The 15,098-nt window shown below is 58.5% G+C and carries 13 protein-coding genes; 12 read left to right on the top strand and 1 reads right to left on the bottom strand.

Annotated elements, in window-relative coordinates; genetic code table 11:
• Positions 1-82: 82 nt before the first annotated feature.
• The gene (gene uvrA / locus ACN0XM_RS18515; RefSeq protein WP_417568413.1) at positions 83-2,905 is read right to left on the bottom strand and encodes an excinuclease ABC subunit UvrA; all 2,823 of its coding nucleotides are present in this window, start codon (positions 2,903-2,905) and stop codon (positions 83-85) included.
• Between the two features lie 185 nt (positions 2,906-3,090).
• Here uvrA and ACN0XM_RS18510 point away from each other — a divergent pair, with 185 nt between their 5' ends.
• The 12 genes from ACN0XM_RS18510 to ACN0XM_RS18455 all read left to right on the top strand — a co-directional run bounded on the left by ACN0XM_RS18510 (position 3,091) and on the right by ACN0XM_RS18455 (position 15,074).
• Positions 3,091-4,461 carry an MFS transporter gene (locus tag ACN0XM_RS18510; protein ID WP_417568412.1) on the top strand — a complete coding sequence of 457 codons (1,371 nt, stop codon included), beginning with the start codon at positions 3,091-3,093 and terminating at the stop codon, positions 4,459-4,461.
• Between the two features lie 57 nt (positions 4,462-4,518).
• A complete protein-coding gene (gene ssb, locus ACN0XM_RS18505; protein ID WP_417568411.1) occupies positions 4,519-5,052 on the top strand; it encodes a single-stranded DNA-binding protein in 534 nt (177 codons plus the stop codon).
• A 228-nt stretch (positions 5,053-5,280) separates the two neighbouring features.
• Positions 5,281-6,213: a biogenesis protein MshI gene (locus ACN0XM_RS18500; protein ID WP_417568410.1), complete on the top strand. Its 933-nt coding sequence runs from the start codon at positions 5,281-5,283 to the stop codon at positions 6,211-6,213.
• Positions 6,210-6,815 carry a PilN domain-containing protein gene (locus ACN0XM_RS18495; RefSeq protein ID WP_417568409.1) on the top strand — a complete coding sequence of 202 codons (606 nt, stop codon included), beginning with the start codon at positions 6,210-6,212 and terminating at the stop codon, positions 6,813-6,815. The genes ACN0XM_RS18500 and ACN0XM_RS18495 overlap by 4 nt, the downstream gene beginning before the upstream one ends.
• Complete coding sequence (locus ACN0XM_RS18490) at positions 6,815-7,513, top strand: MSHA biogenesis protein MshJ (protein ID WP_417568408.1); 699 nt, start codon at positions 6,815-6,817, stop codon at positions 7,511-7,513. The genes ACN0XM_RS18495 and ACN0XM_RS18490 overlap by 1 nt, the downstream gene beginning before the upstream one ends.
• 1 nt (position 7,514) lies before the next feature.
• Positions 7,515-7,862, top strand: coding sequence for a hypothetical protein (locus ACN0XM_RS18485; protein ID WP_417568407.1), 348 nt, complete (start codon positions 7,515-7,517; stop codon positions 7,860-7,862).
• Positions 7,863-7,879: 17 nt separating this feature from the next.
• Positions 7,880-9,583: a pilus (MSHA type) biogenesis protein MshL gene (gene mshL, locus ACN0XM_RS18480; protein WP_417568406.1), complete on the top strand. Its 1,704-nt coding sequence runs from the start codon at positions 7,880-7,882 to the stop codon at positions 9,581-9,583.
• 1 nt (position 9,584) lies between these two features.
• A complete protein-coding gene (locus ACN0XM_RS18475; protein ID WP_417568405.1) occupies positions 9,585-10,424 on the top strand; it encodes an ExeA family protein in 840 nt (279 codons plus the stop codon).
• A complete protein-coding gene (locus ACN0XM_RS18470; protein ID WP_417568404.1) occupies positions 10,421-11,494 on the top strand; it encodes a tetratricopeptide repeat protein in 1,074 nt (357 codons plus the stop codon). Before ACN0XM_RS18475 ends, ACN0XM_RS18470 begins: the two co-directional genes overlap by 4 nt.
• The gene (locus tag ACN0XM_RS18465; protein WP_417568419.1) at positions 11,494-13,263 is read left to right on the top strand and encodes a GspE/PulE family protein; all 1,770 of its coding nucleotides are present in this window, start codon (positions 11,494-11,496) and stop codon (positions 13,261-13,263) included. Before ACN0XM_RS18470 ends, ACN0XM_RS18465 begins: the two co-directional genes overlap by 1 nt.
• Positions 13,263-14,492 carry a type II secretion system F family protein gene (locus tag ACN0XM_RS18460; protein ID WP_417568403.1) on the top strand — a complete coding sequence of 410 codons (1,230 nt, stop codon included), beginning with the start codon at positions 13,263-13,265 and terminating at the stop codon, positions 14,490-14,492. The genes ACN0XM_RS18465 and ACN0XM_RS18460 overlap by 1 nt, the downstream gene beginning before the upstream one ends.
• Entirely contained in the window at positions 14,493-15,074 is a 582-nt protein-coding gene (locus tag ACN0XM_RS18455; RefSeq protein WP_417568402.1) for a hypothetical protein, read from the top strand. It begins immediately after the preceding gene.
• The last annotated feature ends 24 nt before the right edge of the window (positions 15,075-15,098 follow it).

Raw genomic sequence — 15,098 nt, 5'->3', positions numbered from 1 at the left:
TGTCCACTAGAAAATAAGTGGACACTATCCTGACGGCGGCAGCGCCTGGCTCAAGATGGGATCACCGGACGCTTACCTACATTCATTTTGTCAGCATGGCTTTCAGATACTTCCCAGTGTGCGAGGCCGGGTTCTCTGCCACGTTCTCAGGCGTTCCTTCGGCGATGATTTGCCCGCCGCCGGATCCGCCTTCCGGTCCGAGGTCCACGATCCAGTCTGCGGTTTTGATTACGTCCAGGTTGTGCTCGATCACTACGATGGTATTGCCGTGATCGCGCAGGCGCTCGAGGACATTGAGCAGTTGCTGGATGTCATAGAAGTGCAGGCCGGTGGTGGGTTCGTCGAGGATATACAGGGTTTTCCCGGTATCTCTTTTCGACAATTCCTTGGCGAGTTTTACCCGCTGGGCTTCGCCGCCGGAAAGGGTGACGGCACTTTGGCCCAGGCGGATATAGGAAAGGCCGACATCCATCAGGGTCTGGAGCTTGCGGGCAAGGAAGGGCACGGCATCGAAGAATTCCCGGCCTTCCTCCACGGTCATTTGCAGGACCTCGTTGATGTTCTTTCCCTTGTACCGGACTTCCAGGGTTTCGCGGTTGTAACGTTTGCCCTTACAGACGTCGCAGGGAACGTAAACATCCGGCAGGAAGTGCATCTCCACCTTGATTACGCCATCCCCCTGGCAGGCTTCGCAGCGTCCACCTTTGACGTTGAAGGAGAAGCGCCCGGGCTTGTAGCCTCGTGAACGAGACTCCTGAGTGCCGGCGAAGAGTTCCCGGATCGGGGTGAAGAGGCCGGTGTAGGTGGCGGGGTTGGACCGGGGTGTTCGGCCGATTGGGCTCTGGTCAATATCGATGACCTTGTCTAGCTGATCTAGGCCCGTCAAGGACTCATACGGCGAGTGGTTGAGGCTGGTGGCCTTATTCAGTTTGGCGGCAGCCACCGGATACAGGGTGCTGTTGATCAGGGTTGACTTGCCCGAGCCAGACACGCCGGTGACACAGGTCATTACCCCAAGGGGCAGGGTGAGGGTGACATCCCTGAGATTATTGCCTGATGCCCCGCACAGGGTCAGTGTCTGACCGTTTCCCTTGTGCCGCTCTTTGGGAATGGCAATTTCCCGGGTGCCATTCAGGTATTGGCCAGTAAGCGACTCAGGATTTTCAATGATCTGCTGAGGCGTCCCCTGGCCGATAACTTTGCCCCCGTGGATGCCGGCCCCCGGGCCAATATCAATCACGTGATCGGCGGCGCGTATGGCATCTTCATCGTGCTCGACCACAATAACGGTATTGCCCAGATCTCTGAGGTGAAAGAGGGTGGTCAGGAGTCTGTCGTTGTCCCGTTGGTGAAGGCCAATTGACGGCTCGTCCAGAATGTACATGACACCCACCAGCCCGGCACCGATCTGGCTGGCCAGGCGGATGCGTTGGGCTTCCCCGCCGGACAGAGTGTCTGCGCTTCGCTCCAGGGTGAGGTATTCCAGGCCGACATTCACCAGGAACTGAAGCCGCTGTCGGACCTCTTTGAGAATCTTTTCGGCGATTTCACCTTTCCTGCCGGGTAATGCCAGGGTCTCGAAATAATCGTGCGCGTCGCCCACCGGCAGGTGAGTCACATCTGAGATATTGTGCTCTTCGATAAATACATGGCGGGCACCGCGACGCAGCCGGGATCCATGACAATCCTTGCAGGGCTGGGTGCTCAGATTTCGAGCCAGTTCCTCCCGGATACTTTGGGAGTCGGTCTCCCGATAACGGCGTTCCAGGTTTGGCAGAATGCCCTCGAACGGATGCGCCTTTTCCATGATGTGGCCACGAGAGTTCACATAACGGAAGGGGATGGCTTCGCTGCCGGAGCCAAACAGCAACGCGTTGCGGAATTCCTCAGGCAATTCCGCCCATGGTGTTTCCAGATCGATTCCGTAATGCTCTGCTACGCTGCCGAGCATTTGGAAGTAGTACACGGCCCTCCGGTCCCAGCCCTTGATGGCACCGGAGGCCAGCGTTGCTTCCGGGTGCTGGACTATCTTTTCAGGATCGAAAAACTGTTTTACCCCCAGCCCGTCACAGGTCGGGCAGGCTCCGGCCGGATTATTGAATGAGAACAGCTTGGGCTCCAGTTCGCTCAGGGCATAGCCACACTGGGTGCAGGCGTAACGGGCCGAAAAGGTGTGTTGCTCGCCTTCACCGGTCATCGGTGCGACCAGCGCGATACCATCCGACAGTCCCAAGGCGGTTTCAAAGCTCTCGGCAAGTCGCTGCTCCAGGCCGGGTTTCACCTTGAAGCGGTCCACTACGACATCAATCTGGTGTTTGCGTTTCTTGTCCAGCGCCGGCACGTCGTCGATGTCGTAGACAGTGCCATCGACCCGAAGGCGAATAAACCCCTGGCTGCGCATGGTTTCAATAACCTGAAGGTGCTCGCCTTTCCGGTCGCGAATGACCGGAGCCAGGATCATCAGTTTGCTGTCCTCCGGCATTGCCAGAACTTGGTCGACCATCTGGCTGACAGTCTGCGCCTCCAGAGGCTGGCCGTGGTCTGGGCAGCGCGGCTCACCGGCTCGGGCGAAGAGCAGGCGGAGGTAATCGTAAATTTCGGTGATGGTGCCCACGGTGGAGCGGGGGTTATGCGAAGTCGATTTCTGTTCGATGGAAATCGCGGGTGACAGGCCCTCAATATGGTCCACATCCGGTTTTTCCATCATGGACAGGAACTGGCGGGCATAAGTGGACAGGGATTCCACGTAACGTCGCTGGCCTTCGGCATAGAGCGTGTCAAACGCCAGGGATGATTTGCCCGAACCGGAAAGGCCGGTTATCACAATCAGCTTGTCCCTAGGCATATCCAGGTCGATGTTCTTCAGGTTGTGGGTTCGTGCCCCTTTGATCTGGATATGGTCCATAACACCTCGCTCGGGTAAAAACGAAAATTATACCGCGTTGGGTCCGCTGCGGCGAAAATGATGGAGCGGGCGAGCCGCAGTGGCCGGTCCCCCGTTGCGGCGCCTTCTGTTACAATGCGCCGCCTGCGAGGGATATCTGCCCTCAATCTGACCGCTTTCAACCCCGGCTGAGGTACGTAATTGCCATGAACACGCTGGAAAAACGCTCCGTTTCGGCCCTGGCGTCTGTCTATGCCATGCGCATGCTCGGACTGTTCATGATCATGCCGGTGTTCATGTTGCTCGGTAGCGAGCTTAAAGGTGCCACGCCCGCCTTGCTCGGTTTTGCTATGGGCGCCTATGGTCTCAGCCAGGCCCTGCTACAGATACCTTTTGGCATGCTCTCCGATCGGATTGGGCGAAAGCGCATGATCTATATCGGCCTCGTGCTGTTTGCTGCCGGTAGTCTTCTGGCAGGCGCCACGGATTCCATATACGTTGTGATTGCCGGGCGGATTCTTCAGGGGGCGGGTGCCATTGCGAGTGTGTTGATGGCATTGCTCAGTGACCTGACTCGGGAAGAAGAGCGAACCAAGGCCATGGCCACGGTGGGAATCACCATTGGTTTGTCATTCTCGGTATCTCTGGTTCTTGGGCCTCTTCTTGGTGCCTGGTGGGGGTTGTCCGGTATTTTCTATGTCACCGCAGCATTGGCCGTTGTGGCGCTGGTGATAGTCAATCGTCTGGTGCCTACCCCCCATCAGCAAAAAACCAGTGCCGATACTCATCCGGCCAGGGAAATGCTGGGCCGTGTGATTTCCGATGGTCGGCTGCTCAGGCTGGACTTCGGGATCTTTACACTGCATCTGGTGCTGACCGCCTTGTTTTTGGTATTTCCTTCGATGTTGCGGGATACCATCGGGCTTGCCAGCAATTCACACTGGTGGTTTTACCTGAGCGTGATGGTGACGTCTTTTTTTGCCATGGTGCCGTTTATCATTATCGGCGAGAAAAAGCGAAAGATGAAACCGGTGTTGTGCGGCGCGATCACCCTTCTGACCCTGGCCGCCGCCGGGTTGACGGGGGTTGCCACCAGCCTGGTGGCTGCGTGGGTCGGGCTGTTTTTCTTTTTCATGGCATTCAACCTGCTGGAAGCCAGTCTGCCATCGCTGATCAGCAAGGAAGCGCCGGCGGCCAGCAAAGGCACTGCGATGGGGGTCTACTCTACCTCTCAGTTTATGGGGGCGTTTCTGGGGGGCTCACTGGGTGGTTTCCTGCTGGAGCTTGCCGGTGTAGAAGGCGTGCTTTGGTTTATGGTTGTGGTGCTCACCCTGTGGCTGCTGGTTGCGTTGACCATGCCGGCACCCGGCTACACCACCAGTTTCGTGGTACAGTTGCACAAGGTTATGGGTAACCAGTACGACGATATTGATGACCATCTCCGTCGCCTGCCAGGTGTTCAGGACGTGGTCATTGTTGAAGACGCTGCTACCGCCTATCTTAAGGTCGATCGTCAGCAATTTGATGAAGCGTTACTTGCGGACTTTTCCTTTGTCCGGCAGGCTAGCAATTCTTGAAATCCGGAAACCTGCAGGGATGCGGGTTGTCCCTGAAAACAGAGTCAGGAGCAGAACATGGCACGAGGCGTAAACAAGGTAATTCTTATCGGCAATCTGGGCCAGGACCCGGATACCCGTTATACCCCCAACGGCAATGCCGTGGTGAATCTGAATCTTGCGACAGACGAGAGCTACAAGGATCGTCAGACTGGCCAGTTGGTGCCGAAGACAGAGTGGCACCGGATCGTGATGTTCGGCAAGATTGCCGAAATTGCCGGGCAGTACCTGCGCAAGGGCTCAAAGGTGTATATCGAAGGCAAGCTGCAGACGCGCAAATGGCAGAACAAGGAAGGCCAGGACGTTTACACGACCGAGGTAGTGGTGGATATCAACGGCCAGATGCAGATGCTCGATAGCCGTGGTGCGGAAGGTGGCGCGAACCAGGGCGCTCCGGCGGGCCGGCCGCAGCAGTCAGACTACAACGCCCAGGGCGGGCAGCAGAACAACCCTCCGCCCCAGCAACAGTCTGGCGGCTACGGTAACCAGCCTTCACAGGGTGGTGGCATGCCTGAGCCGGTTGACGATTTTGATGATGACATCCCGTTCTAATGGATTCCTCGGCGGATCTTGAGCATCTGAAGTAAAAAAGGGCCTCCGCTTTGCGGGGGCTTTTCTGTTACGAGTTTGCAAAAACGACGTGAAATCGGTCAAAAAGCGTAGAGTTACGTTCACTTTCTCATCTATCATGTCAGCCGGTGTAAGAAGTGACTGTTTTCTAGATAGCACAATAATTACTTGAGGCTGGCGAGTGCCTCCGGTTCCAGTTTAACGGGCCCCATGACCAAGAGTTTTCTGCTTCACAAGTTAACCGGCATGTTCTGGCGATCCGGAGCGCGTTTGCGCGTCTGCCTTGAAGTGCGCTCTGATGGTATTGCCTGGGCAATCTCGGGTGACCCCGCTGAGGGCCATGCCGGGTTTATCGACTGCCTGCCGGCGAAACGCCACGCGGTTCTTAAGGAGCTGGCTGGCGAGCATGGCTGGGCGGGTGCTTCAACCACGCTGGTCCTGCCTTTAGATCAGTACCAGGTATTTCAGATGGATCGCCCGGAAGGTATCGAAGAATCCGAGCTGAGCGATGCCCTGAAGTGGAAGCTCAAGGATTTCCTCGATTTCAGCCCTTCTCAGGCGGTTTCTGACGTTTTTTCATTTCCAAGGGACGCCTCCCGTGGCCGTGGCGAGATGGTAAATGTTGTCGCCGCCAGAAAATCCCTGGTCTACGAGCTGGTTGAGCTGGTTGAGGAAGCGGGTCTCGCGCTGGACCGGATCGATATTGCCGAGTTGGCACTGCGTAACCTGGTGTGCCGGCTGGATGAGAACAAGCGTGGAGCTGCGCTGGTTCACCTGAAAGACAATTACGGCCAGATGGTGATCTGCAAAGCCAATACGCTTTATTTGTCCCGCCGCCTGGATGTAACGTCCGAAGACCTTCGTGACGCTGCCCGGCAGGAGTCCGCGGTGCAGTCTCTGGCATTGGAAATGCAGCGCTCGCTGGATTATTACGAAAGCCAGCTCGGCCAGGTGCCACCTGCGACGATTCGTCTGGTCGCCCGTGACAGTGTCCTGCCGCTGGCCTCGATGCTCTCCTCCTATGTTGCAGCGGGCATTGAGACCATGGACTGGCGCACGGTTGGCCTGCAGGCTGATCTGGACAGCCGCTGCCTGCCGGCCTGGAGTGCTGGCCTGCCGTTACCGGAGGCAGGCCGCTCATGATCCAGCGGGTGAATCTCTACACCCATGAGTTGAGGCCCCGAAAAGAAAGGCTTCAGGCTGTAGCTGCGCTCGGAATCCTAGCCCTTGGGCTGATTATTGTTGCTGCTGTGGCTGGCGTATTTGGCTATCAGAATGCTGGGATGGCAACACAGGTCGCAGAGCTGGAGCAGCAAAACATTCGCCTGGAACGGCTGGCGGCTGAGCTTTCCGAGGCGGTTCGTGCCCGGCAGCCGGATGCCGGGGTGGAAGAGGCTTTGGCCCGGGTTACCGAGACCCTGGCCCGGCGTCAGCGTTTGCTCGAGAAGGTGGAAAGCCTGGTTCTTTCCGAAGGCCGCCGTTTCTCGCCCCAGATGTCGGCGCTGGCCCGACAGATCCCCGACAACGTCTGGTTGACCGGCTTTACCCTCGAGTCAGAACCCGACCAGGTAACCATCAAAGGGCGCAGTCGCTCCGGCGCGCTGGTGCCCTTGTACCTTGAGAACCTGGGTGAGGAAGCGGCCTTTACCGGAAGAACCTTTGGCGCCTTCCGGTTGTCGCGACCCGAAGAAGGCCGCTGGATTGACTTCCGCGTGTCCACCGAGCGCACAGGGGAGGAAGAGTGATGGCGGGTCCTCTCGAACATTCTTTTGCGCGGGCTAATGATTGGTTCAACCAGCGCCCGATTCGGGAGCGGGCCCTGCTGCTGGTGACCGCTCTGGTGGTTTTGATCTTTGTGGGGTGGGAGTTTGCCGTTACTCCGCTGCAACAGCAAAACCAGGGACTCGAAAATCGAATTCAGACCCTGTCTGCCAGTCGGGATGACCTGCTTGCTCAGCAACAGATGCTCAGTCAGCAGCTTGCTACAGACCCCTCACGGGTGTTGCGAAATCAATTGGCCGCCCGACAGCAGAGGCTGGACCGACTGAACCGGCAGATTTCGGATACCACGGGGCAGCTGATTGCGCCCAAGGCAATGGTGGCATTGTTGCGGGACATTCTGGCGGCCCAGGAATCCCTGGTGCTCCAGGGCATGGAGCTTAAAACACCAACACCGGTATTCGCGCCGGCGGCTGACCCCCAGTCACCGCCAGAGCGGAAGGCGCAGAATGAGCGGCCAGAGCCCCTACTGTTCGCGCATGATGTGGAAATGCGTATCAAAGGCAGCTATCTCAACGTCTTGAGTTACCTTGAGAGGCTGGAGGCACTGGACGAACGCCTTGCCTGGGTCATGCTGGAATACAGCGCCGGTGACTGGCCCGCCGGTGAGGCTGTTATACGGGTCCGGACACTAAGCCTGGATCAGGCGTGGCTGGGGGTTTGATATGAAGAAGTTTGTGCGTGCCATGCTTTGCCCATACGCCTGTTTGGCGGCGGGGATTCTGCTTCTTGTTCCGGGCATGACGTCTGCGCTGCAGGATCCGACCCGACCGCCCGGCCTTGAATCCCGTTTGGTGGCGCCAGCGCCGGAACGGCCGGTGTCACTGGACTCAATTCTTTACAGTAAGGACAGACGAGTCGCCATTATCGAAGGTGAGGCCCTCAGGGAAGGCCAGGGTATTGACCGCATGCGGGTTATCCGGATTTTCGAGAATCGTGTTTTGGTAACGGATAACGGCCGCGAACGGGTGTTGTACCTGGAGAGACTTCCGCAGGTTCGGGGAACTCAATGACAGATAATCGGATATTCATGACAACGACCAGAACAATGTGCTTGCTGGCCCTGAGCCTGACGCTGGCAGCCTGTAGCAACAATCCGCTGATGCGATCGGCAACCGCAACCTCAACGGACGCTGCCCAGGCGATCGACGAGGCCCTGGCAGACGCCCAGCAAAATTCTCCGGCAGTAACCGAGGCGCGCCCGGAAGTCGCTCCGGTGCCTGCGGCTGTCAGTGCCGCGTTGCTGCCTTCGTTGTCGGGAACTACCGATCTGGATGAGCGCTTTGATGTCAACGCCGGTGGCGTTCCCGCCGCCAGTTTTTTCCAGGCCCTGGTGGAGGGCACCCGTTACAACGTGGTAGTTCATCCCGACGTGAATGCGAGTATTGACCTGCGACTGGGAGATGTGACCGTACCGGAAGTCATGGATATTGCCGGCGACCTCTATGGCCTGGATATCAAACGTACGGGCAGGTTATTCCGCGTAGATACAAGCCAGATAAAGACCCGCTTGTTCCCCATTGACTACCTGCATTTCAAGCGCAGGGGGGGCTCCGAGACACGGGTTAGTTCCGGCCAGGTGACCAGTTCCCGTGGTGGCAGTTCGGGCGGTGCCAATGGCGACAGTGCTGGTTCCAGCGAAACCCGCAGCCTGGTGGGTACGACCATTTCCACGGAAACGGCTTCTGATTTCTGGAAGGGCATCGGCGATGCCCTGAGCATGATTGTTGGTGGCGATGGCGCGCAGGTTGTTGTTAACCCCGAGGCCGGGTTGGTAATGGTTCGGGCCGGCACCAAAGACCTGGCGCTGGTGGAAGAGTATTTGCGCCGCACCGAGCTCATTATGCAGCGCCAGGTAATTTTGGAGGCGAAGATTCTGGAGATTGCTCTGAATGAGAGTTATCAGCAGGGGGTTAACTGGTCGGACATCCAAAGCGCATCGTCATTGGTGGCCAGCGATGGTTTGCCCGCAGAATTCACGGCTCAAGCGTTGGCTGGCCAGGTTATCCAGACGTCAGATATTGGTGGGCTGTTCTCGGCGACTTTCCGGGAGGGAAGTTTCACGGCTTTAATCGAGCTGCTGGGAAGTCAGGGCAACGTACAGATTCTTTCCAGCCCCCGTATCTCAACGTTGAATAACCAGAAAGCGGTCATCAAGGTTGGCACTGACGAGTTCTTTGTCACCGACATCGATTTTGATGAGAATAATTCTGCCGTCACCGCTACCGATCAGACGTCCACCTCCGTGGAGCTGACTCCGTTTTTCTCGGGCATTTCCCTCGATGTGACTCCGCAGATCTCTGAAGATGGTGTGATCACTCTGCACGTGCATCCTTCGGTGAGCGAAGTCAGTGACCAGGAAAAGCTGATCACCATCGGTGACCAGGACGTAACCTTGCCCCTGGCCAGCAGCACCGTGCGTGAAACCGATAGTGTGATCCGTGCTGAAAGCGGGCAGATCGTGGTCATAGGGGGGCTGATTCAGAATACCAGCGAGGACAACAACTCCGCGGTTCCCTTCTTCAGTGATATTCCTGTGGTGGGGGAGCTCTTCAAGCAGCGGCGCTTCCAGTCCCGCAAAAGTGAGCTTGTGATCCTGTTGCGCCCGGTGGTGGCGGGATCACCCCAAATGAATGCCGAGGTTGCCGCCAGCCGTGAGCGCATGAGCGTGCTCAGAGAGTTGCTGCAATCCTCCGAGTCTGTCACCCCGGAACCGGAGAGCGCCGTTCGCTAGAATGTACGAAGCCCATTTCGGACTGCAGGAAGCACCGTTTGCATTGACGCCCAACACCCGTTACTTCTTGCGGGCGCCCAGCCATGGCGATGCGCTGGAGTTGCTGCTGGTGGCATTGAAAGAGCGGGAAGGCTTTATCAAGATCTCCGGCGAGGTGGGTACCGGCAAGACATTGCTGTGCCGCTTGTTGCTCAACGAACTGGAACAGCAGGCCTATACGGCGTATTTGCCCAATCCCCACCTGACGCCCGATGCGCTTTACGAGGCGGTAGCTGAAGAGCTGGGCGTTGATGTTTCCGGTTGCGCCAATCCTCATCAGGTTCTCAAGGCCATCAACGAGCGCCTTATCGCCCACGCCATGGAGCAAAGGCCTGTGGTTCTGGTGATCGATGAGGCCCAGGCCATGCCGGAAGAGACCATTGAGGCGTTGCGGCTGCTCACCAACCTTGAAACGGAAAGTGTGCGGTTGTTGCAGGTGGTGCTGTTTGGCCAGCCGGAACTGGACGCGCTGTTGCAGAAGCAGAGCCTCCGGCAGTTGAATCAGCGCATTACCTTTCACTACCGGCTGGCGCCCCTGGACAAACATTCCGTTTCGCAGTATCTGCGTCATCGGTTGGCGCAGGCTGGCTATAACGGAGCGGATCTGTTTGCTCCCGGCGCCCTCCGTCTGATTAGCCGGGCCTCGGGAGGCATCCCCCGGCTGGTCAATATTCTGGCCCACAAGTCCATGCTGGCGGCCTGGGGTAAGGGCGATCGTGTTGTTCAGCGTGGCCATGCCCTCCAGGCCATTGGTGACACCGAAAGTGTCCGGTCACCCGGCCTGATCGCGAGGTGGTTATGAGCCTGCTCAATGATGCGCTGCGCGGAGCAGAGCAGCGGCAGAACCGGCCAGAGATGGCTGGCGCCTATACCGGGCAGGCTTCGGTTAAAGGTCGGGGTAAGTCCTGGTTGTGGGCGATGGTGCTGTCGCTGGCGGCCGGGGTGATCGCCGTTTCCGCGTATTGGTTTCAGGCTCACAACGGCAGCGAGGAAACCCCGGCCTTGACCCGCGCCGAACCGGTTTCCGAGCCCGAGCCGGTTGCTCAACCCGTTGCGTACCCGGAAGAAGTGCAGCGTGCTGACCAAGAGACTGAGTTGCGCCCCGAGACTTCGCAAGTTTCTGCAGAACCTGTGCTGGCAATGGTTGAGAGTCAGCCGGCCAGAAAACCTGAGTCGCCTGTTGAATCCGCTCCCGAACCGGAGCCTGAACCAGAACCAGAACTAAAACCAGAAACAGAAGCTGCCAACGTGTCTGAGCCATCTGCGTCAGAGCCGGATTCGCAGGTTAAACAGATTCGCGAAACGCCGGAATCCATCGATCTGCGGGTGAGCCGGGAACTGGTCTCATTGCTGCGGTCCGGTGAGGCACGTGAAGCCGAACAGAGGTTGCAGCAACTGGCAGACTCCCAGCCGGCAATTGCCAGCAGGAAAGTCTTCGCCCGCCAGATGCTGGTGCAGGGGATGCCGGGCCGGGCTCTGGCGTGGTTGCCGGCATCGGCTGCTGAGTCCGATGCTGGCTTGCGTTTGTTGAGAGCCAGGGCCCTTCATGCCAGTGGCGACCTGTCCGGTGCGGTGGCCACGCTTGAGCGGGATGTACCCGCGGCGGGCCAGAACATCGAATATCGGGTCACCCTGGCTACCCTGCTCCAGCAAGTGGGCCGAAGCGCTGAGGCGGCGCGGCAATGGTCTGTGCTGATTGCCCAGGATGACAGCCGTGGTGCTTGGTGGGTGGGCCTGGCCATCGCCCTTGAGACCGGTGGCGAGGTGACTGGCGCAGTGCGCGCCTATGGCCAGGCTGCACAGTTGCCCGGCCTTTCGCCGTCTCTGGCGGATTACGTTCGCGAACGACTGAAAACGCTGCAGGCAGGATGATGACGACAGAACCGAAAAAGAAAGTCCGGTTAGGCGACCTGCTGGTTCAGAATGATGTCATTACTGAGCAGCAGCTGATGGCGGCCCTGCGCGAGCAGAAAAGCACCGGCCGGAAGCTGGGCAAGACCCTGACCGATCTTGGTTATGTGGACGAAGACAGCCTGCTTAACATCCTGTCGCGACAGCTCGATGTGCCCTTCGTGCAGTTGCGTCATTACCAGTTCAACAACGACCTGGTGAAGAAGCTGCCAGAAGCCATGGCGCGTCGGTTCCGCAGTATTGTACTCGCGGAGCAGGGAGGTGAATTGCTGGTCGGTATGGCCGATCCGCTGGATATCTTTGCCTACGACGAGCTGGTGCGCATTCTCAAACAGCCCATCAAGCAGGCGGTGGTGCGTGAAAGTGAGCTGCTTAACACCCTGGATCTGGTTTACCGGCGCACTGACGAAATCGCCTCCCTGGCCGAAGAGCTGGAAGACGAGCTGGGTGATGACGCCTTCGATCTGGCCGACCTATCCGCCGAATCCGAAAGTGCCGAAGCGCCGGTGGTCAAACTGCTGCAGACCCTGTTTGAAGATGCCATGCAGGCCCGGAGTTCCGATATTCACATCGAGCCAGACGAAACGGTAGTTCGAATCCGGCAGCGGGTCGATGGTGTGCTCCAGGAACAGGTGATGAAGGAAAAGCGGGTCAATGCCGCGCTGGTCCTGCGCCTGAAACTGATGGCCGGTCTGAACATCTCCGAGAAACGGATGCCGCAGGACGGGCGTTTCAACGTCCGGGTCAAGGGCCGTAGCATTGATGTGCGGGTTTCCACCATGCCGGTTCAGTATGGTGAGTCGGTGGTGATGCGTTTGCTGGACCAGAGCCAGGGCATGCTGAACCTGGACGGCACCGGCATGCCGGCGCAGCTTCTCGAACGATTCCGGCGGATGATCAAAAAGCCCCATGGCATGATTCTGGTGACCGGTCCTACCGGTAGCGGTAAAACCACCACCCTCTACGGGGCGCTGTCGGAGCTGAATCGCCCCGAAGTTAAAATCATCACCGCCGAAGACCCTGTCGAATACCGCCTGCCCCGGATTACCCAGGTGCAGGTGAACCCGAAAATCGGTCTGGAATTTGCCAACGTTCTGCGGGCCGCCTTGCGGCAGGATCCGGATGTAATTCTGGTGGGCGAGATGCGTGACCGCGAGACCGTCGAAATCGGCCTGCGGGCAGCCATGACAGGTCATCTGGTGCTTTCCACCCTGCACACCAACGACTCCATCAGCAGCGCCATGCGGCTGATGGACATGGGAGCGGAGCCGTTTCTGGTGGCCAGTTCCCTATTGGGCGTGGTCGCCCAGCGCCTGGTGCGCCGGGTTTGTGAAAACTGCTCAGGGCCATACCAGCCCACGGACCAGGAGCGGGTATGGCTGCACACCTTTGATCTCGATCCGCTGGATATCGAAGCGGGGTTTGTGCACGGCCGCGGCTGTTACCAGTGCAGCAACACCGGCTACAAGGGCCGGGTCGGTGTGTATGAAATGCTTGAAATGAACGAGGCCATGCTCGACGCTCTGCGCCGGCAGGATGTCTCCGGATTCACCAGGGCGGCCCGCAAAGGCGATCTGTACCGTCCGCTGGGCCAGTGTGCCATGGATTACGCCCTTCAGGGTGTGACCACCCTGGAAGAAGTGGCCCGGGTGGCCGCGACATCCGAAGGCGAGTTCTCGCCGGACGATGAAATCCCCGTGCCGGACGAGCTGATCGGGGAGCGCGCCTGATGCAGTTCAGCTACCGGGGTAAGGATAATCGTGGCAGCGTTCAACAGGGTTCCCTGGCGGCGCCGAGTGCCGATGCCGCGGCGTCTGAGCTGATGCGCCGGGGCATAACACCACTCACCATCCGGGAGCAGGAACAAAACGAATCGATGATTGATCGGCTCAACCGACTGCCGGTCTTCCGGAAAAAGATCACCCTCGACGAACTGATCGTGTTCTGCCGGCAAATGTATGCACTGACCAAGGCCGGTATTCCTCTGATCCGCACCATGCGCGGGCTGGCGGAAACGTCACGCTCCCCGGTGCTGGCGGAAGTGCTTGAAGATGTGACCAGCCGGCTCGAAGGTGGCAACACCATGGCCACCGCCATGCAGGCACATCCCAAGGTCTTCTCGGAACTGTTCATTGCCATGATCCATGTGGGTGAAAACACCGGCATGCTGGACGATGCCTTCAAGCGTCTGTCGGAGATTCTTGAGCTTGAGCGGGACACCAAGCGTCGGCTCAAGCAGGCCATGCGCTACCCAACTTTTGTGATGATTGCGTTGCTGGCCGCATTGATGGTGGTGAACTTCCTGGTGATTCCGAAGTTTGCCTCGGTCTTCAGCAAGCTCGGCGCGGATTTGCCGTTCCTGACCCAGGTTCTGGTAGGAACCTCCAACTTCCTGCTGGGCTACTGGTACGTGTTGCTGTTTGCCGCAGCCGCCGGTGGGTTGCTGCTGCGGCAATGGAAACAGACCGAGCAGGGCCGGCTGACCTGGGATCGCTACAAACTCAAAATGCCGATCATCGGGCCCTTGCTGGAGCTGATTACCCTGAGCCGCTTTGCCCGGAACTTTGCCACCATGCTCTCCGCCGGCATGCCGGTGACCCAGGCCCTGACGGTGGTGGCCGATGCCACGGATAACGCCTGGATCGCGATCCATATCAAGGACATGCGCGCCGGCATCGAACGCGGTGAGAGCCTCCTGAGAACCGCCCGGAACAGTGGAATGTTCACGCCGCTCATTTTGCAGATGATCGCGGTGGGTGAGGAAACCGGGTCGGTGGACGACATGCTCAACAACGTGTCGGATTTTTACGATGAGGACGTGGATTACGGCCTGAAACGGCTGGCGGAATCCATCGAGCCAATCCTGATCGTTGCCATGGGTGTACTGGTATTGATTCTTGCCCTGGGCGTATTCCTGCCGATCTGGGACCTGGGGGCAGCGGCCATGGGGCGGGGCTGAGTGCCAGCAGCAAGGCTGTCTGATGCCAGCGGGCTTGCCCATGCCCGGAAGTATCGATGGCTGGTCGTGCTGGTGGTGCTTGGAACACTCTGGTGGTTCCTGCTCGGCGTGCTGGAGCGAGAGTTGCGAAACGCTGAGGAGCGGGCAGCCAACATGGTGATCAGTCAGCTGAGATCGGCGCTGGTGATTAAGGGGGCCGAAGTAATGCTGAGCCGGGAAGGGCGCCTGGACCAGCATCGTGGCATCAACCCCTTTGAGCTGGTTGAACACCAGTGGGGGAACTACGAGGGTCTGTGTAAGACGCCTCAGCCGAATCCGGGAGACTGGTGTTTCCGGGTCGACGAACAAGAAGAAACAGCAAACGGGCCCAAAGGTTGGTTAGTTTATAACTCAAGGCAGCCTGTGATGGTTGATAACCAGCAGGCACAAGCCGGACAGCCTCTGGCCTGGGAAGTGACAACGGAATTTGCAGACCGCAACGGGAATGGCGTGCGGGAGCAGGAAGAGCGATTGACGGGGCTCAAGCTGTCCCTGGTGTCGTTGACAGGAGAAGCAGCGCAAACGCAGGATGCCCAACGCTAACACGACGGATGAATGAAACCGTAA

It is taken from the genome of Marinobacter sp., assembly GCF_048269445.1.
Taxonomy (GTDB): domain Bacteria; phylum Pseudomonadota; class Gammaproteobacteria; order Pseudomonadales; family Oleiphilaceae; genus Marinobacter.
The sequence above is the reverse complement of the archived record's forward strand: the minus strand, read 5'-3'. Positions and strand labels throughout refer to the sequence as shown.